General features: G+C 40.6%; 18 protein-coding genes. 12 read left to right on the top strand and 6 right to left on the bottom strand.

The window, feature by feature from the left end; translation table 11 throughout:
• The first annotated feature begins 59 nt into the window (after positions 1 to 59).
• Positions 60 to 773: a 4'-phosphopantetheinyl transferase family protein gene (locus ACIQXR_RS17825; RefSeq protein ID WP_403080531.1), complete on the top strand. Its 714-nt coding sequence runs from the start codon at positions 60 to 62 to the stop codon at positions 771 to 773.
• Between the two features lie 106 nt (positions 774 to 879).
• A complete protein-coding gene (locus ACIQXR_RS17820) occupies positions 880 to 2226 on the top strand; it encodes an MFS transporter (RefSeq protein WP_403080530.1) in 1347 nt (448 codons plus the stop codon).
• A 331-nt stretch (positions 2227 to 2557) separates the two neighbouring features.
• On the opposite strand, the gene ACIQXR_RS17815 is transcribed toward ACIQXR_RS17820, so the two are convergent.
• Positions 2558 to 4288, bottom strand: coding sequence for an AAA family ATPase (locus ACIQXR_RS17815; protein ID WP_402959234.1), 1731 nt, complete (start codon positions 4286 to 4288; stop codon positions 2558 to 2560).
• A 254-nt stretch (positions 4289 to 4542) separates the two neighbouring features.
• Between ACIQXR_RS17815 and def the strand changes: the two genes are divergently transcribed.
• The gene (gene def / locus ACIQXR_RS17810) at positions 4543 to 5121 is read left to right on the top strand and encodes a peptide deformylase (RefSeq protein ID WP_403080528.1); all 579 of its coding nucleotides are present in this window, start codon (positions 4543 to 4545) and stop codon (positions 5119 to 5121) included.
• Positions 5122 to 5163: 42 nt separating this feature from the next.
• Here def and ACIQXR_RS17805 read toward each other — a convergent pair whose 3' ends face one another.
• The gene (locus ACIQXR_RS17805) at positions 5164 to 5865 is read right to left on the bottom strand and encodes an SGNH/GDSL hydrolase family protein (RefSeq protein WP_403080526.1); all 702 of its coding nucleotides are present in this window, start codon (positions 5863 to 5865) and stop codon (positions 5164 to 5166) included.
• A 167-nt stretch (positions 5866 to 6032) separates the two neighbouring features.
• Positions 6033 to 7550, bottom strand: coding sequence for an MDR family MFS transporter (locus ACIQXR_RS17800; RefSeq protein ID WP_403080524.1), 1518 nt, complete (start codon positions 7548 to 7550; stop codon positions 6033 to 6035).
• Between the two features lie 133 nt (positions 7551 to 7683).
• On the opposite strand from ACIQXR_RS17800, the gene ACIQXR_RS17795 reads away from it, so the two are divergent.
• The 4 genes from ACIQXR_RS17795 (at position 7684) to ACIQXR_RS17780 (ending at position 12297) form a co-directional block, all read left to right on the top strand.
• Complete coding sequence (locus ACIQXR_RS17795; protein WP_403080522.1) at positions 7684 to 8172, top strand: MarR family winged helix-turn-helix transcriptional regulator; 489 nt, start codon at positions 7684 to 7686, stop codon at positions 8170 to 8172.
• A 165-nt stretch (positions 8173 to 8337) separates the two neighbouring features.
• On the top strand, positions 8338 to 9180 hold the full coding sequence (gene efeO / locus ACIQXR_RS17790) for an iron uptake system protein EfeO (RefSeq protein ID WP_402875627.1): 843 nt from the start codon (positions 8338 to 8340) through the stop codon (positions 9178 to 9180).
• On the top strand, positions 9181 to 10467 hold the full coding sequence (gene efeB, locus ACIQXR_RS17785; RefSeq protein WP_403080520.1) for an iron uptake transporter deferrochelatase/peroxidase subunit: 1287 nt from the start codon (positions 9181 to 9183) through the stop codon (positions 10465 to 10467). It abuts the gene before it with no gap.
• 84 nt (positions 10468 to 10551) lie between these two features.
• Entirely contained in the window at positions 10552 to 12297 is a 1746-nt protein-coding gene (locus ACIQXR_RS17780) for an FTR1 family iron permease (RefSeq protein WP_403080518.1), read from the top strand.
• A gap of 39 nt (positions 12298 to 12336) precedes the next feature.
• Here ACIQXR_RS17780 and ACIQXR_RS17775 read toward each other — a convergent pair whose 3' ends face one another.
• Positions 12337 to 12762 carry a DUF4395 domain-containing protein gene (locus tag ACIQXR_RS17775; RefSeq protein ID WP_403080516.1) on the bottom strand — a complete coding sequence of 142 codons (426 nt, stop codon included), beginning with the start codon at positions 12760 to 12762 and terminating at the stop codon, positions 12337 to 12339.
• 490 nt (positions 12763 to 13252) lie between these two features.
• Between ACIQXR_RS17775 and ACIQXR_RS17770 the strand changes: the two genes are divergently transcribed.
• From ACIQXR_RS17770 to ACIQXR_RS17750, 5 genes are all read left to right on the top strand, one after another.
• Entirely contained in the window at positions 13253 to 13684 is a 432-nt protein-coding gene (locus ACIQXR_RS17770) for a MerR family transcriptional regulator (RefSeq protein WP_403080514.1), read from the top strand.
• Positions 13685 to 13880: 196 nt separating this feature from the next.
• The gene (locus ACIQXR_RS17765; RefSeq protein ID WP_403080535.1) at positions 13881 to 15179 is read left to right on the top strand and encodes a hemolysin family protein; all 1299 of its coding nucleotides are present in this window, start codon (positions 13881 to 13883) and stop codon (positions 15177 to 15179) included.
• A 318-nt stretch (positions 15180 to 15497) separates the two neighbouring features.
• Positions 15498 to 18296 (top strand): response regulator, encoded by a 2799-nt coding sequence (locus tag ACIQXR_RS17760; protein ID WP_403080512.1) that lies wholly within the window; start codon positions 15498 to 15500, stop codon positions 18294 to 18296.
• Positions 18297 to 18324: 28 nt separating this feature from the next.
• Positions 18325 to 19158 (top strand): CheR family methyltransferase, encoded by an 834-nt coding sequence (locus tag ACIQXR_RS17755; RefSeq protein WP_402875640.1) that lies wholly within the window; start codon positions 18325 to 18327, stop codon positions 19156 to 19158.
• Between the two features lie 258 nt (positions 19159 to 19416).
• The gene (locus ACIQXR_RS17750) at positions 19417 to 20559 is read left to right on the top strand and encodes a PP2C family protein-serine/threonine phosphatase (RefSeq protein ID WP_402875642.1); all 1143 of its coding nucleotides are present in this window, start codon (positions 19417 to 19419) and stop codon (positions 20557 to 20559) included.
• 99 nt (positions 20560 to 20658) lie between these two features.
• Here the strand turns inward: ACIQXR_RS17750 and ACIQXR_RS17745 are convergent, their stop codons facing one another.
• Entirely contained in the window at positions 20659 to 20832 is a 174-nt protein-coding gene (locus ACIQXR_RS17745; protein WP_402875643.1) for a CsbD family protein, read from the bottom strand.
• A 78-nt stretch (positions 20833 to 20910) separates the two neighbouring features.
• On the bottom strand, positions 20911 to 21669 hold the full coding sequence (locus tag ACIQXR_RS17740) for an alpha/beta hydrolase (protein WP_402875645.1): 759 nt from the start codon (positions 21667 to 21669) through the stop codon (positions 20911 to 20913).
• Positions 21670 to 22325: the final 656 nt, after the last annotated feature.

Here is a 22325-nt window from a genome sequence, read left to right as displayed (position 1 = left end):
GTGATTCTAATCAGCGGCCCCTATTTATTTGTTTGAAGAGTATAAAAGGGGGGCTAGATGTGATTGAACTATATAGTTGTAAATTGCCTGCGAGCAGGGAAAATGCGGGTATGGACAATTTGCTTGTTCATGTTTCAAAAGAAAGGCAGAGCCGATTGAAAAGGTTTGTGAAGACTGATGATGCATATCGTTCCCTGATTGGGGATTTGTTGGTGCGTTTCGCATTAAAAGAACGATACGGCTCGATGGATAGGGAACTGAGAATTCAAACGAATGAATATGGCAAGCCGTTTTTATGTGACTTTCCTTCCTTCCACTATAATATCTCCCACTCTGGTGAATATGTAGTGTGTGTGGTTCATGATGACGCAGTGGGTGTGGATATAGAATACATAGGACCATTTGATTTACCCCTCGCCAAAGAGCTTTTTACTAAAGAAGAGTATCAATACGTTTTGAATGATAGAGAAGGCGGCCTTGGAGCCTTTTATGACATCTGGACCTTGAAAGAGAGTTATGTGAAAGCGGTTGGTGAAGGCTTATCCATGCCATTACAGGGGTTTTCTATGAAAAAGTGTAGCAATGGATCCATCCAAATCACAGATATGGAAACAGAAAGACAGATTAGGGATTACATATGCAGACAGTACACAATAGACAATCACTACTGTTTATCTGTTTGCGCCCATCATGCCAATGCAGATCAATTTAGAAATGAACCGACATGTGTCACGTTTCAGGATGTATGCGAGAGTTTGAATGTTCATTCCTGAATATGTACAGGGCGTTGGAAAACGGTGCTTAGATAGGGACGAGATAAAAACAATGGCCTTTGGCCTAAGTCTGGTATAGATCCTATTACTGATGGAGGAATGAAATGTGAAACAAATTAATGTTGCCCAGGTTATAGAAGGGAGTAAGTTTAACTCTTTTCATTTAACTGTTTTACTATGGTGTATTTTCCTCATCCTTTTCGATGGATATGATCTAGTCGTTTATGGAGCCGTCATTCCAACCTTAAGTCAAGAGTGGGGGACATCACCGGGCATCTTGGGATTGATAGGGAGTTTGACGTTGGTAGGCGGTTTAATAGGCTCACTTATTTGCGGGATCGTAGCGGATAAAGTAGGGAGAAAGAAAGTAATCATAGCTTGTGTTGCTATTTTTGGTTCGTTTACTCTATTGACAGGTTTAGCGAAGGGACCGGTAGATTTTGCGATATACCGTTTTCTTGCAGGGCTTGGTTTGGGCGGCATTCCGCCGTTATTGGTGGTGCTCACCTCTGAATATTCTCCCAAGCCGATTAAGAATATGATGGTGGGTATCATGTTCAGCGGATATTCGATTGGAGGTATATTAGTCTCTCTTTTCGGAATGAAGGTCATTCCGGAGTTGGGATGGGAATGGATGTTTTTCATAGGGGCCATTCCCTTATTGGCCATTCCCTTTTTAATTAAATCTTTACCTGAATCCCTTTATTATTATGTGGAAAAGGGAGAATATGAAAAAGCGAAGGGAATAGTGGCTCGTTTAAATCCCTCCTATGTTCCCCATGATGCAGATCGATTTATCATGAATTTATCAACTTCCGGTGTTCCAGTGGTAAAGCTCTTCGAGAATCGCCGTGGAAGATCCACCATCATGTTTTGGATCGCATGCTTTATGGGATTGCTGATGGTATATGGATTGGGTACGTGGTTGCCTCAACTGATGATTAAAGCAGGCTATCCGTTGAATTCCAGCCTGCTGTTTCTTTGTTGCTTGAACATTGGAGCAATCGTCGGTTCGGTATGCGGGGGTTGGCTAGCAGATCGAATTGGCTCAAAACGAGTGTTGATCAGTTACTTCAGTATAGGCGCGGTCTGCTTGCTCCTCCTCGGTTTTAAACCAGGGTCATTCTTTCTATATGTTTTGGTGGCAATAGCAGGGGCTGCGACAATTGGATCGCAAAATTTAAACAATGCTTATATCTCCATGTTCTATCCGACACAGATAAAGTCGACAGCACTGGGGTGGGCATTAGGTATAGGTAGGTTTGGGGCTATAGTGGGACCAACAATCGGTGGGCTGTTAATCGAGTGGGAGTTGCCTATTTATATAAACTTCCTCAGCTTTGCGATTCCCGCTTTTATTGCGGCGATCTCCATTAGTCTTGTCCAAAATAAATATAATAGCACCATGAATCTTGAACTCTCTTCTCCCAAACGATATCAAAAGATTATTTGAATACTTTATTGATCGCGTCAAAGGAGGGATGGGATTTTGGCTGAGTATACTTGCCAAGTATGTGACAAGACATTCAAAAGCTATAATGCAGATGCTAAGTATTGCTCTCAACCGTGTAAGGGAAAGGCTTATATAAAATATCCAATAAGACATTGTGAATCATGTAATCGACCCTTTAAACCAAGAACTGCATCAAATAAATATTGTTCAATGGGATGCAGTCATAAAAGTAGGAAAAATCCGGTCATTATTCATAGCTAGACCAAGGACCATCAAAAAAAGAACCCAATTTGAACATTCAGATTGGGTTCTTTGCCTATATATTAAGACCTTATGAAAACGAAAGAACCTTTGGCTCTTGTACATCCACTATATTTTGGACCTCTGTGCCGTCAATCGTCTCTTTTTTCAACAGGACCTCTACAAGCTCTTCGTATTGTGGACGGTTTGATTCGATCAGTTTTTCCGTTTCTTGAATGGCCTGGGTGAAAAGGGCTTGCATTTTTTGTTCTTTCTCACCTTTATTGAATGTTAAGGTGAAGCCGTCTTGCAACATGCCCGTATCGACCATCTGTTCAAGTAAATGCTTTGCCTGTTGAACGTCGCCACCAACTCCGACACTATGTTCACCAAGAAACATTCTTTCTGCGACACCGCCTGCTAAAATCATTTTCACTTGATCTAGCAACTCACTTGCCGTAGCTAAATGAAGTTCTTTAGGAATCGGAGCCACATACCCAAGGGCCTCGCCACGAGGGATGATGGTCGCTTTTCGAACAGAACCCGGTTTAGTGAGGGCAGCAATCAGGGCATGTCCACTTTCATGAATGGCCACCCGCCGCTTTGTATCCATATCGCTCAACGTTCGGGAAGTAGCCCCTAGAATGGTCCGGTCAATCGCGTAATCAAGATCTTGTTTGCGAATCATTTCCTGATCATGACGTAGCGCATGACGAGAAGCTGTTTCAAACAAGGAACGTAAATCCGCCCCGGAGAACCCGGATGTACTCTCAGCTAATTCATCCAAGGAAGAAAGGACATCGGCCGCCAGTTTCTTCCCTTTTGTATGAATGGCAATGATTTCTTTTCTTCCGTTTGTATCAGGAATCGGCACCTGGAACGAGAAATCGATTCTGCCTGGACGAAGAAATGCCTCATCAAGCATGTCCTTTCTGTTTGTGGCTGCCACGAATAGAATGCCTTCGTTTGAATGGCCTCCGTCTAACTGGACAAGAAGTTCAGTCAAGGTTTTTTCAGCTTCTTCCCCACCATGGGCTTTCCGTTTACCGGCCAATGCGTCCACTTCGTCGATGAAAATGACAGCAGGTGATTGTTTCCGGGCATTTTGGAAAAGGCTACGTACACGAGCTGCCCCCACTCCAACGAACATTTCATTGAAGGCCGAACCGCTAGTCGAAAAGAAGTTGGCGCCCAATTCTTTTGCAATGGCCTGTGCCAATAATGTTTTCCCGGTTCCTGGAGGACCGTATAGTAAGATGCCTTGTGGAGGCTTGATCCCAATTTTAGCTGAACGCTCCGGTTCTTTTAGAGTGGTGAGGGTTTGCAGGATCTCTTGTTTGATTTCGGGTTGCAAACCACCTATATCGGCTAAGGTTATATCGGGAAGTGCTCTAGGTGTAGAGATATTTTGTTTCTTGCTTTTTACGCGTAAACCGCCTTTTGATTTCTTCTGTATAATAATTGCGGTTGTGACTAGTGCCGCCAGCAATCCGCCTAAAATCCATAATGCAGACTTATTTGTCGATGAAAATGAATAGCGAACGTTATAAGTTTCGACTAGTTTGTTGACCATTTGACTGTTCGGAGGGATGTTAGAGACATATTTACCTTCTGGTGTAGTGATATGAAGTGTTCCATTTCGCTTTTCTTCAATAGAGACGAGGGCACCATTTTGGGCCTGAATGGTCTTTTCAACGGACGAGAAAGGAACGACCATTTCTTTTGACTGAGTCACAACGTACCAAGATATAACACCAATTATCACAATGAACACCGTTATGAACGGCAGCAACTTCGAAACTAATTTTGAGTTCGAGTTCAATATTTCATCTCCTTTAAGAATATATATTCAGTATAAAATTTTTAAACGCGTTAGCCATAGGTCATAAGTCCTAAAAATAAAGGTAAATACTTCCATGTTTTGATTTATGTGATGGGTGCCGCTTTTCTCTAAGGACTGAGTCGGATAGTGGACATCCAGTTGTTAACCTGCATGATAGACTTTTTAAAAATGAAATGCTAAAGTGAAATGGTCTTAGTGATGAAAAAATATAAAGGTAGATGAGTTGAACATTTATGAATAAATTTATGAGGGATTATATGATTACGATGAAGGATATTGTTCGGGAAGGCGATCCAATTCTGCGTCAGGTGACTGATGAAGTTAGCCTGCCAATTTCTGACGAAGACCGAGAAACATTAGAATGCATGATGCAGTATTTAAAAAACAGCCAAGATCCTAAACTTCAAAAGAAGTACCACTTACGAGAAGGGGTAGGCTTGTCAGCCAACCAAATTGGCCTGAATAAACGAATGTTCGTTATGTATTTTCCAGATGAAAAAGGAAAGGTTTACGAATATGCTATAGTGAATCCGAAAATTGTCAGCCATTCGGCATCCATGATTTACTTACCTCAAAGTGAAGGCTGCCTTTCTGTGGATCGTGATATCAAAGGATATGTGCCACGTTATGAGCGGGTGAAAATTAAAGCATTGGACAGCAATGGAGAGAAAATCGAGATGCGATTGAAAGGATTTGCAGCGATTGTTTTTCAACATGAGCTGGACCATTTAAATGGAATGATGTTTTATGACCGAATCAATTCCGAAAATCCTTTCAAGCTTCCAGAAAATGTGGAAGTGAAGAGCTTATAATGGAAAAAAGGCAAAGCCCCCATGCTTTGCCTTTTTGCTTGTTTAAGGTTGTGACAGTGTTTCCGTTGTCAAATGCTTTTGTAAATCACTGAATATGGCCTTGCTCATATGCTGGTATCCTTCTGACGTAAGGTGAATGCCATCGTCACTGATTAAATGGTCCAGATCACCGGCAGACTTTATATAAGAACGCACATCGATCAATGGCACCTTCAAATCCTCGGCCAGTTTTTTTAACTGGCGGTTATACATGCCATGCCAATGTTCAATCCCACCGACTTGAGAGACAAAATGTCCGATGGATGGTCCGAACCGATTGGCAATCGACCGATAATATCTGGCGGGATCCAGTGGGGGAAGAGTTAAAAGAAAGGGTGTGACATGCTTGTCCTGAACTTGCTTGACGAGTTGAGTGATATTTTCAAGGTACCGTTCAATCGGAACGATAGGCTCATGGTCTCCTTCAGGATTCTTCGCGACTTCCTCCCAATGGAAATTACAATCGTTACCACCGACTTCTATCAATACGATATCGGGATTTTCTGACATGACATCTTTCTGGACACGGCTAACTAGCAAGTCAGAATTGTCATTAAAGACCCCTTTATTCAAAACTTCAACGAATGGCAAGGACTCTGTCAACTTCGCTAAAGAGCTTGGGTAATTCTCTTTAATGATGCGAAGCCGGCCTTTAACGTAGGAGATACCTCTTGTTAAACTATCTCCGAAACAGACAATTCTCAAAATCTTCACCTCGATCGGTTAATGTGTTACTTATCATTTTAGTGGCATAATTGTATTTCGGCAAACTAAAATTTTTCATTCTTGAAAGAATGTTGTTTTATTAAAAGGATACCCGATTTTCTTAAATGAAAACTTTAAAAAGCGCTGGAAATCCAGCGCTTAAACATTTAGTGTGACGTTTTTTCCTTTGGTGACGTTTCTACTCTTGCTTTTCCCATGAAGAAAACAACGATTGCTGCCAAACCAATAGGAATCAGGGCTAAAGTGAAGATTAATGATATCGAATCAGACATGGCATACACGATTTTATCCAGGATCATATCTGGGATTTGGGCACGCGCATCTGACTGGAATAGCTGACGTGGATCCTGCGTAAGAACAGATGTTTCCGGCCCGCCTTGCATTCCTTTAAAGGCATCCGCCATCTTACTTGTGAAGGCGTTGTTCTGTATCGCCCCATAAATGGTAACGCCTAATGTCATCCCAAACGAACGGAGGAATGAATTGGTTGAGTTAGCAGACCCACGATACCTCGGTTCCAAGTTGTGGATGGAAGCGATCGGTAGAAGGGAGAATGAGAAGCCCATACCGAATCCAGTAAGAATCATATAACACGTTAGTAGTGTCCTGCTGGTTTCCGGGGTTAACGTTCCTAATAATAGCATTCCTGCAAAATAACAAACGACGGAAATCGTCATTAAGTTGCGGAAGCTGGTCTTGGAATTGAATATTCCCCCGATAGCACTACCGACAACGGACCCCAGCATCATTGGGGTTAGGATTAACCCTGCATTGGTAGCCGAACCTCCATAAACAGCCTGCACGAAAATCGGAATATACACAGTTAAAATGATGAACGTTCCGCCGTATAGGATTGCCAAGATCTGAGACGTTGCAAATAACCGCCTTTTAAATAACCATAATGAGATAATGGGATCTTTGGCCCTTTTTTCGAAAAAGAAAAATGAAACAAAAAACACGACAAAACTTGCAAACAAAGCAAGGATAGGAGATGAAGTCCATCCATACTCGCCACCAAGCTCGAGGGCGAACATTAAACTGACGACAGCGATAACGAGAGTCGCGGCCCCGCTATAATCGATTTTCTGTTCATGCGTATTGGCCTTTTCCTTGTAATAACGAAGAATGAAGAATAACGAGATGAAGCCGATTGGAACGTTGACGTAGAAAATCCAATGCCAGCTGGCATACTCCGTAATATAAGCTCCTAATAGAGGACCTAATACACTAGATGCTCCAAATACAGCCCCGAAAAGGCCGGTAAGTTTCCCACGTTTTTCAGGTGGGAAAATATCAAAGACGATGGTAAAGGCAATTGGCATCAAGGCACCTCCACCAATACCCTGAATGGCCCTGAAAATACTTAACTGGACAATGCTTTGAGCCATGCCGCATAGGGCAGACCCAATTAAAAAGACGATAAGCCCAAAAATGAAAAATCGCTTCCGACCGTACATATCGGAGAGTTTGCCGAATATCGGCATACTTGCCATCGTGGCGACCATATAGGCCGATGTCACCCAGACAAACTTATCGAACCCGCCTAAATCGGAAACAATCGTCCCCATGGCGGTTGCAACAATCGTATTATCCATTGCTGACATCAAAATTCCCAATAACAGTCCGGCAACTATAAACTTTTGATGTTTTGGTTGTTTCTCCAAAATGTTTTTTCCTCCCTTTTTATGAAACAATTCGTTTATTCATTTGCATGAATGAATGATAATCACTATTATGGAAACTAAATATTTATCTTGATTATCAAGATAAATTCAAGTGTAAAAGGGGTGGCATTTTATGTCAAGTGATAATGGGTTGAATTCAGACCTTTTAGAGAGTTTAACCCGGAGCCTGCAAAGGTACGGAATGAGGTCTGTATTGTTCCAACAGAATATGGCTCACAAAATAGGTGTGGCTCACACGGATTTAAAGACTGCTGAAATATTGAATGAAACGGGCCCTATTACAGCTGGAGAGCTGGCGAAGATTACAGGGTTGAGCACAGGCTCGGTCACGACGCTCATCGACCGTCTTGAAAAATCGGGCTATGTAAAAAGGGAAAGAGATCATATAGATGGTAGACGGGTAAAGATTGTCCCCATAGCATCAAGGCAAGAACAGATTAAATCACATTATCATTCACTATCTGCAGCCACAAAAGATCTTTGCACGTCCTATGAAGATAAAGAACTCACGATCATTCTTCGATTTATTGAAGATATTACGAAAATCATGGAAAAAGAAAATGAAATATTAATGAATGAACGAAAAGAGTTCTTGAAATAAGTAATTATTTGTCCCCATAAGCTATTCACCAAATAAGGTTATAAAAGTATGGTCTACCTTGATAACTGAAATGTAAATTGGAACAAAATATATATTGATAATGATTCTCACTACTGCTAATATAAATCTAGAATTAATATATATTTTCAGGGGAGAGTTTAGAGTATGAAAACGAAAGCAACCTTAGCCGTTTTATTATCAACCAGCCTATTATTTGGGTGTTCGCAGAAAAATGAAGAAACCAAGCCTGCAGAGGTGGATGCTAAGGAGACAAGTGCGAGTGCGCTGGATGGTGTATCCAACGACTATCGGGAATTTGCGATAGGTGAAATAGAAGAGTTTGTAAAAGCGACGGAAGAATTCACGACGGCAGTAACGTCTGGAGACATTGAAAAAGCGAAGCAGTTATATGCACCGGCTCGCATGCATTATGAGCGCGCTGAACCTATCGCTGAAATTTTTGGAGATCTTGATCCTAAAATCGATGCGCGTGAGGGTGATGTTGAGGAAAAAGAGTGGGGCGGATACCACCGAATTGAGATGGGGTTATGGGAAGAAAACACAACAAAGGGTTATGAAGAGTATGCTGAACAATTAATGAAGGACGTTAATTTGTTGCGTGCTAAAGTGGAAACAGTAGAAGTAACACCTGATGTGTTAATCACTGGGGCCGTTGATTTACTTAATGAAGTGTCAACATCCAAGGTGACTGGAGAAGAAGACCGCTATTCTCATACGGATTTGTATGATTTCGTTGCAAATGTAGAGGGCGCTGAAAAAATATATGAATTATTGACACCTGCCCTTAAGGAAAAAGACGAGGCGCTTACAACTGAAATCAAAGAGCGTTTTGCCGGAGTTTACAGCTTGCTTGAAAAACATAAAGATGGTGATGGATACGTTTCTTATACGGATTTAACAAAATCCGAGGTTAAATCATTAAGCCAGGCTATCGATGCTTTAGCTGAGCCACTTTCGCAAATAGGAATTGTAATGGAGGAGTCTTAATTGAAAGAACAAATATCAAATGACGAAACTTCACTTTTTTCCAAAAAGGTAAGCCGTCGTGATATGTTGAAAACAGCTGGCATCAGTGGGGTTGGAGTTGTAATAGGCGCATCGGGCCTAGGCGGGATGCTAGCTCTATCTGACTCGAAGGCAAAGGGACAAACGAATGATACTGTCCCTTTCTATGGGCCTCATCAAGCGGGAATCACTACAGAAGCTCAGGATAATCTTTATTTTGCTTCGTTAGAAGTGACATCCGAAAAAAGGTCAGACTTAATTCAATTATTTAAAGATTGGACAGAAGCGGCGGCCCAGATGACATCTGGCAAATCGGTAGGCGAAGCTTCCTCGAACAGGAGCATGCCACCAAAAGATACAGGGGAAGTAGAAGAATTATCCCCCTCTAACTTGACGATCACCTTTGGAGTAGGTCCTAGTCTATTTACGAAGAATGGGAAAGACCGCTTTGGCTTGAAGTCTAAACAACCTGCCGAATTGAAAGATCTTCCTTCATTTTCTTTAGATGCCTTAGAAGAATCATGGAGTGGAGGGGACATTTGCATTCAAGCCTGCGCAGACGATCTCCAGGTTGCGTTTCATGCCGTCCGGAATCTGGTGAGGATCGGTAGAGGAAAGACGATTATCCATTGGGCTCAAACAGGTTTTCAACGTACGAAAAAGGCTGATTCTCAAAAAACGACGCCTCGTAATTTGTTTGGTTTTAAAGATGGAACCGTGAATCCGGATACGAAGAAAAGCAGTGAGATGAACCAACATGTCTGGGTAAAGCCGGGGGATGGCCCTTCTTGGCTTGCAGGCGGTAGCTATATGGTCGTCCGCCGAATTCAAATGTACATTGAAGTGTGGGATCGGACCACGTTGAAAGAGCAGGAAAATACATTTGGTCGTCATCGTGACAGCGGTGCCCCATTAGGGATGAAGAATGAATTTGATACGGTTGATGAACATGTTAAGGATGAAAATGGAAATCGGATCATTCCTGAAAACTCCCATATGATCCTATCCCGTGGTGATGGAACAGTTAAGATTCTGCGACGTCCCTATTCATATGCTGATGGAATGGATCCTAAGACTGGAAGCTTCAATGCGGGGCTTCTGTTTATTTGTTTCCAACGAAGCCCAAGTAAACAATTTATCCCGATGCAAGAACGTCTTTCAAAGAATGATAAGTTAAATGAATATATCATCCACCGGGGGAGCGCTATATTTGCTTGCTTGCCGGGTGTAAAAAAAGGTGGCTATATCGGGGAGTCCCTTTTCGGATGAATTTAGTAAAATGAGAGACCATAAAATCACCAGCATGGATGGGAATCCGGGTTGGCGGTTTTTATCATAAAAGGGGAGTTTGTCATGTCTGTTTTTAAATGGAGAACGGGGTTGTTCGTTTTATTAACTAGTTTCATATTTTTAATGTCTGCTATACCAGGTGTTTCAGCCGGGGAAAATCACGATCAGCTTTTCGTATATATTGGAGACAGCCTAATGAAAGTGAAGTCTGGAGATCTTGAATCGGTTTCCAGTAATCTCTCTCTTTTTGAAAAGGACTGGAATGTGATAAAAACGGACAGTGAGGATGCCAAAAAAGTTGACGATTCATTAATGTCTTTGAAAAACGCTGTGAATAATCAAGAAGACGCAGGAGAAATGAAAAAGAAGTTATCCGCTTTATCAAGTGCCCTTGCTCAGTATGATACGGCAGAAAATCCGGTTGATAAAACCGATTATAAAGATCGCCTAGAAGCGTTACTTCCATTAATCGATGATTTAGATGCGACGATTAGCGAAGAGGACTTCAGCAAAGCTAAAAGTCAGTATCAAAACCTCCTCAATCAATGGAATAATGCGGAACTTGTAGTACGGGAGGAAAGTGTTGCTTCGTACGGTAAGATGGAAACCTATATGGCCTTTGTTCGGATAGCCATCACGCAGGATCCTCCAGATCCAGAAAAGGCACGAACTAATCTTGACGAACTGAAAGGGCTAATTCAAGGATTTCTGGAAGGCAAGGTAGAAAAAGAAGACCAGCAGACTTATACGTTGAGCGATGTAACAGACCTTCTACAAAGTAGTGTTAAGGATATGGAAGGAAACGATATCAATTCGGCAATTGACCAGTTGAATGAAGTATTAATGATTTGGCCAAATGTCGAAGGAGAAGTTTCTACGAGGGACAGTAAGCTGTACAGTGACATGGAGACTAAGGTACCAACCGCCATTAGCTTACTGCAATCGAAGAAGATACAAGTAAAGGAAGCGAAAGAAATCGTTTCCGATTTACATGCACGACTACTTCCTTTAATTGATGATACGAGCTATACGACATGGGATGCGGCCTTGATTCTTTTACGTGAGGGATTGGAAGCTCTCCTTATCGTGGCAACACTGTTGTCCTTCCTAAAGAAAATTGGACAGGCAGACAAACAAAAGTGGATTTGGTCTGGCGTCGGGGCTGGCTTGGCAGCAAGTGCAATCCTTGCCGTTATTATCAATATTGTATTTTCACAGATTACGGCTGCCTCAAGCCGGGAGTATATTGAAGGAATCACGGGCATAATCGCAGTGCTAATGATGCTGACCATCGGAATGTGGCTTCATAGTAAATCGAACATCCATGCATGGAACCGTTATATCGGCAAGCAAATGGACCATGCTATTGCAACAGGCAGTATCTTGTCTTTTGCGTTAATTAGTTTCCTATCGATTTTCCGAGAAGGAGCGGAGACGATCATCTTTTATGCCGGAATGGCTCCGTATATGGAACTGAAACAGCTATTGACCGGGATATTGATTGCCTGCTTGATATTGATGGTCATTGGTTTCGTCATGCTCCGTTACAGCGTTAAGCTACCGATGACGGTCTTTTTCAAAGTGGCGACGATCTTCATCTATGCATTGGCATTTAAGATTCTTGGTGTCTCCATCCATGCACTTCAAGTTTCTCAAGTGATTAAGACGCATACACTTCACACGTTCCCGTTCATTGAATGGATCGGCCTTTATCCGACAGTGGAAACGATAGTACCTCAAATGGTATTGTTACTCCTGATTATAGTGGCTGCGATTTGGGTTAAAAAGAATAATTCTGCAGTTGCATAAAAAAGCAGGCCTGACATTAATCATGTCAGGCCTCCCTTTTTAATGAAGAGAACGGCGATAAGTATATTGTTTCCATTGATAAAGGATGAAGCAACCAATGCAGAATCCAAGGATGGCAATAAATGAGGCCATCCCGACCATTACGGTTAGCACATAGCCGATAACGTTGAAGCCCAGTAAGAAGGAGAGTAAGCCGAAACCTAGGCAAACCACTGCAATAACCTGGTTAAACTGTTGCTGTGCAGGATCTTCAGGAATGTATTTAGAGGGGTCCTTCTTCAGAAAGAGCTTTGCAAGGCGCATAACCGGATTAAAATGTAAAAGAAGACCAGATAGCCCCGCTACTAAAGGTATGGCCAGTATCCATTCTTGACCGGTTGCTAAAGCGAGGACTACGCTTAAAAATATGACCCACTGATTTGTTCGGACTAGAGGACGCGGAATGGGATGAATTTTATCTGACAAATTAAAAACCAACCTTTCTGATGAGTTTTATATTATTTTATCTGTTTATACATGATTTGGGAAGGGGAACTTTTTAGTTTATAATTATTTTAATTTAGTATTGATTATTATAAGAGAGGTAGTATAATACTAATATGAAATAAAAAGGAGGACGGTATGATGGTAGCAAAAGTTTGTGAAACATGCGGTACACCAATAAAAAGATTAAAACACTCTTCTTTATGCCAATGCGGTCCCAAAATACTGAGTAATCCATTCTCAACAAAAACAAAAAAATAATCGATTATCATAAAAATATAGTAAACCGACTATTGGCATGATAGTCGGTTTTTTGTCTATATAGAAGGGTATAGGTAAATACCTTTCTATATTTATTAGGTAATCCATAATAAATATTTTTCAAAAGAATAGAAATGTTGTAGGATTAGAGAATAGGTGAAAATGTCACGGTAGGATATGGAGTAGTCCTCCAGAAGGCCAAAACCATCACGTGACGGTTGGGAGGGGTTATATTGGGAACGAGACATTGAAAATCGGTGAGCTGGCAAGCATGGCAAATGTTACGAAGCGAACGGTGGACTATTACACGAATAAGGGTCTGCTAAAAGCAGAACGTTCCGCCTCTAACTACCGCTATTACTCAGTTGAGGAACTTGAGCGATTACGCCTTATTGAGAAATATAAAAGAAAAGACTTTTCTTTGGAAGAGATAAAAGAACTTGTAAAATCAAATGCGAAGCCCCTTACTGAAATCGAGGAAACGGGACTTCAACTAAAAAGTAAAATGGATGGCTTGAATGAGGAATTGCGGGAAGTGATTAGCCTGATTGAAAAGGATGGAAAAAATGAACTTCTTCTTAAAAAACAGGTTTCTCATGAAAGCATTGCGTTGATTCAATCATTATTAGTGTTGTTAATTTAAAGAAAATTATCCCGATAGTTTATTGCACGAAGGTGCATATTACTCTTAAGGGCATTTCACTAAATGGTTTAGGATACGACATTCATATTTCGTTTGACATAATAGAAATCACCATTTATACAGGAGGTGCTTGGGACTGAACTATTGATTCTTTTCATGTAACTAGGATAAGGAATCGGTGGTAAACCCGAACATATTGGAGATATTTATAAAATTATTAGCAGTAGCTGTATTAATAGCATTAACCGCATTTTTTGTTGCCTCGGAATTTGCAATCGTTAAAGTCAGAAGTTCCCGCATCAATCAATTGATTGAAGAGGGAAATAAAAGTGCACTGGCAGCAAAAAAAGTGATTTCACATATCGATGAGTATTTATCTGCATGTCAACTGGGGATAACAGTCACTGCATTAGGATTGGGTTGGTTGGGTGAACCCACAGTGGAGGCTATTCTTGAACCCCTCTTCCATAGATGGGGTGTCGAGGAATCGTTAAGTCACATTCTTTCTTTCATGATTGCTTTTGCGTCCGTTACATTCTTACACGTTGTTATTGGTGAACTTGCGCCAAAAACGGTTGCGATTCAAAAGGCTGAGGAAATAACGTTACTGTTCTCTAAGCCATTGATTCTTTTTTACCGCATATTATACCCATTCATCTGGGTATTGAATGGTTCGGCACGTGTCCTTACAGGCATGTTTGGATTAAAGCCGGCTTCCGAGACTGAAATGGCTCACTCGGAAGAAGAACTGCGGATTATCTTATCGGAAAGCTACAAAAGTGGTGAGATCAATCAATCGGAATATAAATATGTAAATCAAATTTTTGAATTTGATGAGCGTAATGCCAATGAAATCATGGTTCCAAGAACGGAAATGACCGTTATTGAAATAGGAATGCCACTATTGGAAGTTGTGGAGCTCATTCAAGAAGAACAGTATACACGTTACCCTGTCATAGATGGTGATAAGGATAATGTAGTGGGAATGGTCAATATTAAACGTCTTTATACAGCGACCATCACCGAGAAGAATGTTTCGGAATTGACGGTGGATAGTTTCGTTACACCCGTGATACGGGTTCTGGAAACTATCCCTATCCATGACTTGCTTCTGAAAATGCAGAAGGAACGGATTCATATGGCTGTTTTGACTGATGAGTATGGTGGTACAGCTGGTCTAGTTACGGTGGAAGATATACTTGAAGAAATCGTCGGGGAAATCCGTGATGAATTTGACCAGGATGAACGACCACTTATCCAAAAAGTAGATGAGGGACATTATGTTTTTGATGCAAAGACGTTAATTGAAGATGTTAATGATACCCTTGCCATCCAATTACCTGAAGATGATATAGATACTTTGGGAGGATGGTTCCTGACAGGTAGATTTGAAATTGCCGTTGGTGACCAAATTGAATTTGAAGGATATAATTTTACCGTCACAGAGATGGATGGCCATCATGTTTTATATGTTGAAGTAAAAAAAATCAAATAATCATAGGTGGAAAATCGGGCGTGTGTAGCGTCCGGTTTTTTTGTTTGGGTTAGAAGATGGTATCCCAGTAAAAATGCCGGATTTTAGGATAGTTCAAAGGTAGGATTCTGGTTGAAATGGCCATTCAAATGTTGGAAAAGTGACGCTCAAGGTATCTATTTACTGTATAAGAATGATAAAATAGGGAGTGGACATTAAATCTTGCTGCATAACCAAATGCAAGTTAAATAGGATGGAATGTAAGGGATAGGCTCATATATTTGGAGTGGTAAATAATATTCGCTTACTATAAATAATGAAAAAAGGCGGGTGGGTAAAATGGGTTTTAAGAGAAAACAAATGCTGGGATTCGGTTTAATCCTGCTTTTTTTAGCTATACTCCTTTCTTTTATGGTGTTTACACTCAATAATCTAAAAGGCAGTATGACTGAAATCGTGGAGGACCGTTATTATAAAGTTTCTGCCGCGATGGAAATACGCCAGTTGTTTACACAGTCAGACCGTGAAATTTTATTTGCGGCAAATGAGGCCAACAAGGCAGAAAGAGCGGAAAGCCTTAAAGTCATCAATGAAAACCACAGCCTGATTGAGTCGCAAATCGCTGAATTGTCGGGTACGTTAAATAAAGCGAAGGCAAGGCAATTATTGAAAGAGTTTGAAACACAATATGCCACATACTCTATAACCGAGGCACAAATCATCCAAAACATACAATCGAAAAACCCAACGACGGACATTAGCAGACTAATGGATGATCAAAGGGATAAGCGGACAAAGGTTATCAGTACGATGGGTGCTTTTAAAAATTATCAAGAAAGTGTTATGAATGATACGTTAAGTAATGCGAAGCAAACCTATGAAGATATGATTAATTTCACTATTTTCGCAGTCATCCTTAGTATTCTAGTCATTTCCTTGACTGTCGCATGGATGATACGCAGCACATCAAAAGATTTGCAATCCATTACGAAGGTCATCAACAATATTGATTTTAAAAATTTATCGGTTGTGCCGAGAATTCCTATTCGCACAAATGATGAAATAGGCGATATCGCTCGTTCCTTCAATGAAATGGCCGTATCACTTGAAACGTATAATCGTAAGGAAAAAGAGTTCACTGAGAAAATTAGCGAGCGCAACTGGATACAAACCCGAGTTGCTGATATTGCGACCATGTACCAACGCATTGTTGATGTAGAAGTGCTTGCTGACAGGTTCATCACCAGACTTGCACCGATGATGGGGGCGTCTCTTGGGGCGTTTTATATCAGACGCGGTGAAGGGGAAAATATGCGTTTTGTAAAAATCTCCAGTTTCGCAGGCGATGGTGAAGGTGCGGGAAGACGTGAATTCCGTATGGGGGAAGGCTTGATTGGCCAATGCGCCCTTGAAAGAAAAATAGAATTCATTGAGAAGATTCCCGAAGACTTCCACTTGGTTACAACAGGGTTAGGTGAAGTAAACCCTAAAAGTATCGTTATTGCTCCCGTCATTTTTGAGGATGAAGTGGTAGCTATGGTCGAATTGGCAAGCTTGGAGAATTACTCTAAATTGCAGAAACATTTCTTGACTCAAGTCTTGGACACTTTGGGGATTACAATCAACAATGTCGAAGGCCGAATGGAAATTGAACGCCTATTGAAAGAGTCACAAGCACAGACTGAAGAGCTACAAGCTCAATCAGAAGAATTGCAATCCCAGTCAGAAGAAATGCAGGCCCAATCAGAGGAACTGCAGACACAGGCTGAGGAATTGCGGATGATTAACGAGCAATTAGAAGAGAGAAACCGTGAAACGGAAGACAAATCAAAAGAGCTTCAAATTGCCAAACTAAATCTTGAAAAACAAGCAGAAGAATTAAAACTAAGTTCAAAATACAAATCCGAATTCATGGCCAATATGTCCCATGAATTACGGACACCGCTTAATAGCATCTTGATTCTGTCGGAAATGCTATCTGACACGAATGACAGTAAATTGAATGAGGAACAGAAGGAATTCGCCCGTGTCATTAATTCGTCCGGTCAGGATTTATTAACGCTCATCAATGACATACTGGACTTATCAAAAGTCGAGGTTGGGAAGCTTGAAGTTGTCTTTGAGGAAATGAATATGAGTGAGTTACCGGAATTGTTACATCGAAACTTCGATCACGTAGCGAAGAAGAAGAATATCGATTTCATCGTTAGAAAAGATAAGGAGGTACCTGATATTTTCTTCACTGATGAACAGCGGTTCCAACAAATTCTTAAAAACCTGTTGTCCAATGCTTTTAAATTCACCGAAAAAGGTTCAGTCTCTGTTCAGATTAAAAAGGCTGACGAAGAAAAAGTCGCACAATGGATTCAAACGAAAGGTGCGAGCAATTGGGTTGAAATCAATGTGAAGGACACGGGCATTGGAATTTCGAAAGAGAAGCAAAAATTAATATTCGAAGCGTTCCAACAAGGCGATGGAGCGACGATGAGGAAATATGGCGGTACCGGACTTGGACTTTCCATATGCCGCGAGTTTGCTAAATTACTAGGCGGATGGGTTATAGTGGATAGCCAAGAGGGTGAAGGCAGTACGTTCACCTTCTTCATTCCAAGCATGCCAGAAGGCTTTAAAAACATGGGAGAAGCGATTGCTGCTTCCCCGGAAGTGGCAGCGGCCAGCCATGAAGGAGCTCCCGCTAGCGTAGTGGACGAGAAACCGGATGTAGTGATACTTGATGATGATTCACAAGAGAACGCTAATCCTTTCCGCGGCAAGTCGGTCTTGGTAGTGGACGATGATCGCCGTAATATCTTTGCTTTGACAAACGCTCTGAAAAATGAGGGCATGGAAATCCTTACAGCGGAAAATGGCTATGAATGTTTGGAAATCCTTGAAAAAGGAAAGAGTATAGATGCCATATTAATGGATATCATGATGCCAGGCATGGATGGTTATGAAACAATGACTAGAATCCGTGAACAAAATGAGTTTGATAATCTCCCAATCATTGCCTTGACCGCTAAGGCGATGAAAGGTGACAGGGAAAAATGTATAAGAGCCGGTGCATCTGACTATGTAAGTAAACCATTGAAATTGGAACAGTTACTGTCTGTTCTTCGCGTATGGCTAACGAATTAATAGTACGGGTAAGGAAGGTTTTAATGGAATGAAGGATACACTATCGATTGAAGAACGAGAAAATATAGAGATTGAGTTGCTCTTGCAAGCCGTTTATTCAGTCTCTGGCTTTGATTTCAGAAAGTACATGCGATCTTCCATACAACGGAGAGTCGAAAATCGGATGAGATTAGAGCATATAAGAAGAGCGAGTGGAATGATTGAAAAGGTTTTATATGAAAAAGGATTTGTTGAAAAACTTCTGAATGACTTTTCAATAAATGTTACGGAAATGTTTCGTGATCCTGACTTCTTTAAAGCTTTTCGAACGAACCTTGTTCCACTGCTTAAGGAACTTCCTGAAATCCGTATCTGGCATGCTGGTTGTTCAACTGGTGAGGAAGCCTTTTCGATGGCGATCATGCTAAAAGAAGAAGGGCTCTACGAAAAAGCGAAAATCTATGCAACCGACATGAATGAAACGGTAATAGAACATGCTCAAAAGGGAATTTTACCCCTCAATCGCATGCAGTCTTATACAAAGAATTATCTACAAGCAGGCGGTAAACGGGAATTTTCGGAGTATTATACGACGGACTATCAAAATGCTTATCTTGATCCAAACCTGCTTAAAAATGTTGTGTTTTTCCAACATAATCTCGTGACGGATGGTTCATTCAATGAATTTCATATCATCATGTGCCGGAATGTAATGATTTACTTTACCGGAGAGTTACAGACTTATGTAAATCAATTATTTTATGACAGTCTTTGTAAGGACGGCTTTCTTGCGGTTGGCAGTAAGGAATCCATTCGTACTTCTTCTTTTTCAGAAGTGTATAAGGACTTTGATGCAAGAGAGAAGATTTATAGAAAATTATAAAAAAAGGAGTTCGCTAAAACCTGGCGAGCTCCTTTTTTCGTTATCAAAGTTTAATTTTTTGAATGCAACTATATTTTAAGTTTAGGTGTCTGAAAAAACGGGTACATTTAATTAGTTAGGTCTGTATTTTTTTTTTAAAAGTAGCATAAGTAAGATATAATATAGTTCGGAATTCTTTTTTCAGGAAAGCCTTGCATTATATAGTACATGATAAAGATAAAAGTGCCGCTCGATATAAGCCAAAAGGGGAATAAAGCAATGACGATTTTAATCGTAGATGATAACCAGGTTAATCTCTTCGTTATAGAGAAAATTCTTAAGCGAGCTGGCTATACGGATTTTCTATCATTGAAGTCAGCGCATGAAATGTTTGACTACCTACAAGTGGAGAATCCTCAGCCAATCAAGACTTCTGTTGATATTATACTACTTGATATTATGATGCCTGAAATTGATGGAATAGAGGCTTGTAGAAGACTCCAAAACATACCACACCTAAAAGATATACCGGTGATCTTTGTAACGGCACTTGAAGATTCAAACAAAGTGGCCGAGGCTCTGGATGTTGGTGGAATCGATTATATTATGAAGCCTATTAACAAAATTGATTTGTTAGCCAGAATCCGTGTAGGGTTAAGGCTTAAATATGAAAAAGACTGGCATAAAATGCAGGAAGAAAAAATACGGAATGAATTAGACCTTTCGATGCAAGTGCAAAGCAGTCTATTGAGTGAGCCGGTGGTAGATAATCACTTAACAATAAAAGCATCTTACCTCCCTGCAAATAAATTAGCCGGAGATATGTACTATTGGCACCGGATTGATGAAAAACGGTACGGAATCATTATACTTGATATGATGGGCCATGGAATATCGGCTTCACTTGTTTGTATGTTTATTTCCTCTGTTCTAAGGGATGCCATCCGAAAACACACGGATCCCGTTGCGGTGATAAACGAAATGAATCATTGGATGAGTGTCCTTAATAAAAAGGAAAACCCGATTCATTATTATTTCACTGCCATTTATATGGTGATTGATACAGAACATAAAACGCTGGAATATGTAAATGCAGGTCATCCACCGGGTTTTGCCTTGATGGATGATGGGGAAGTGTTGTCCCTTTCAAAGGGGACATGCCCTGTTGGTTTCTTCACGGAGATGAAAGTGGAGAAAACGATTGTTCATTATGAAGATAGAATTCAAATTCTTGTATTTACCGATGGAGTCATGGAGGCAATCGATAGGGAAGGAACAGATGGACTGGATGAAATAAAAGAAGTCGTTTCACGGGATTGGTTGGATTGCGAGGGAAATGCTCCGATTGATCTGGTCATGCCTGCTGAACTCCATCTCGACCAACCTGATGATATGTGTGTGGTCGTAATCCAAGCTACTTGATAAAGAAAGAGGCTGCAGAATAATCTGCAGCCTCTTCTGTTTATAGGTGGGGGTTTACTTGTCGTAATCGTAAGGCATGTAATTGTGGTTTCTAAAACCTTATCTATGGGAATCTTTTACCTTGCCGATTCCTTCTTGGACATTACCTTTTAATTTATCGAGTTTTCCTTCAGCTTGTAAGTGAGGATCATTCTTGGCGTTTCCGACTTGATCTTTTGTTTCACCTTTTGCTTTATTGACAGTACCTTTTATCTTGTCTGATAATCCGCTCATTATGAGTTACCTCCTTGTTTTTGTCTACTATACTTATACCCGTGGGATATTTGAGTAAACCATAATGAGAGAAAAATCTTAAGAAGCGATCGTAATATCTTTGCTGTGTTTCTTAATGAAATGATAAGCACGCTCCACGATTAATTCTTTATCATAATCAAGCGAAGCAACATGATAGGAGTTAGGGAGAGAGATCAACTCCTTGCTATGAGAACTGACGGAATTATATATTCGGTCCGAACATTGAGATGGGACAACATGATCTTCGGGAGAATGGAAGAGGAGGGCAGGGCAGCTGATGTCCTCGAGTTGTTCATTCGTATGTTCCATAATAGTAAGCAACTGATTAATAGCTGTGATAGGTACGCAATCATAAGTGATTTCTGTAGTATCTTTGTTTTTAATGTCAGGAGCCCCTTCTGTAATGAAACGCGGAGCAGTTTGGTTGCGATAGGTTTCATATTCAGGGACTTGAAGGGCAGCGTTGATTGTCATTATTCCATCACAAGCTACTTTTGTTGCCAAATCCAAAACAAGGGCACCACCCATAGATTGCCCCATTGCGAACACATGCGTACAGGTTTGCTTTAGCTTTTTATAGGCAGTCTCGATATCCTTGATCCACTCTTGGTAATGGATCGTTTCCATTTCAAACTCATGTGTTCCGTGACCCTGTAAGCGAGGTGCGTAGACGGTGTAACCTTTGGCGGCCAAACTTTTACCTAAATACCCTACGCTTTGTGGGGTTCCGTTAAAGCCATGGCAAATGAGGATTCCGATAGAGTTCCCGGGATAGAAGAATGATTCTGCCCCTGGTATAACCTTTGCAACTGTCATGTGTCCATCTCCTTCACTATTCTTATTGTTCGTTTACTTGATATAAAAAATGACTATTCCGATTATATTACTTGGTTAAATGATAACATAAGAAAATTCACCAAGTCAATATTAGTTTGTACCTTTCATAGGGTGATGTCAGGAGATGCCAAGAATCGGCTGAATCTGAGTGTTAAAGGAGTTTAGGGCTCATAGAGAGTTGCCTTCCTTCTATATATAGTACTAATCAAAATCTCTTGTAGATTTCTTTGGAATCAGCAGAGGAAAGGGGATGCACAAGCTTCTAAGGAATTTATAAAATACCCGTTGACTTTTATGAAAAAAAGGCTTAATATAAATAAGCACTAAGAAAACAAACGCAAAACTTCATCGCTTATAGCTGAATGGCTAGAAGAAATGACACAATAAAAACTATTGACTTCTTATAAAGAAAATGATAAGATGAAATGGTCGCTGAAAAACACAGCGATTAAAAATAAGTTAAAAACTTCGTAGAAGTTGACAACTAATCGATAGTGTGTTATGATGGATTAACAAGTTGTTCTAACGAACAGCGAGATAAATTGCTCTTTGAAAACTGAACAAAACAAAGCGCCAACGTAAATTTTGAGTGAGCACACACTATAAAAAAGCAAAATGAGCAAGTCAAACATTTC

The sequence above is a fragment of the Peribacillus sp. NPDC097224 genome (assembly GCF_044761985.1).
Lineage (GTDB): Bacteria > Bacillota > Bacilli > Bacillales > DSM-1321 > Peribacillus.
The sequence above is the reverse complement of the archived record's forward strand: the minus strand, read 5'-3'. Positions and strand labels throughout refer to the sequence as shown.

What these genes read in the sequence shown, in the direction of transcription:
- ACIQXR_RS17740 (WP_402875645.1), bottom strand. Translation starts at nt 21,669, where the DNA reads ATGACAGTTGCAAAGGTTATACCAGGGGCAGAATCATTCTTCTATCCC.
- ACIQXR_RS17780 (WP_403080518.1), top strand. Translation starts at nt 10,552, where the DNA reads ATGTCTGTTTTTAAATGGAGAACGGGGTTGTTCGTTTTATTAACTAGT.
- efeO (WP_402875627.1), top strand. Translation starts at nt 8,338, where the DNA reads ATGAAAACGAAAGCAACCTTAGCCGTTTTATTATCAACCAGCCTATTA.
- ACIQXR_RS17750 (WP_402875642.1), top strand. Translation starts at nt 19,417, where the DNA reads ATGACGATTTTAATCGTAGATGATAACCAGGTTAATCTCTTCGTTATA.
- ACIQXR_RS17755 (WP_402875640.1), top strand. Translation starts at nt 18,325, where the DNA reads ATGAAGGATACACTATCGATTGAAGAACGAGAAAATATAGAGATTGAG.
- ACIQXR_RS17760 (WP_403080512.1), top strand. Translation starts at nt 15,498, where the DNA reads ATGGGTTTTAAGAGAAAACAAATGCTGGGATTCGGTTTAATCCTGCTT.
- ACIQXR_RS17745 (WP_402875643.1), bottom strand. Translation starts at nt 20,832, where the DNA reads ATGAGCGGATTATCAGACAAGATAAAAGGTACTGTCAATAAAGCAAAA.
- ACIQXR_RS17795 (WP_403080522.1), top strand. Translation starts at nt 7,684, where the DNA reads ATGTCAAGTGATAATGGGTTGAATTCAGACCTTTTAGAGAGTTTAACC.
- def (WP_403080528.1), top strand. Translation starts at nt 4,543, where the DNA reads ATGAATAAATTTATGAGGGATTATATGATTACGATGAAGGATATTGTT.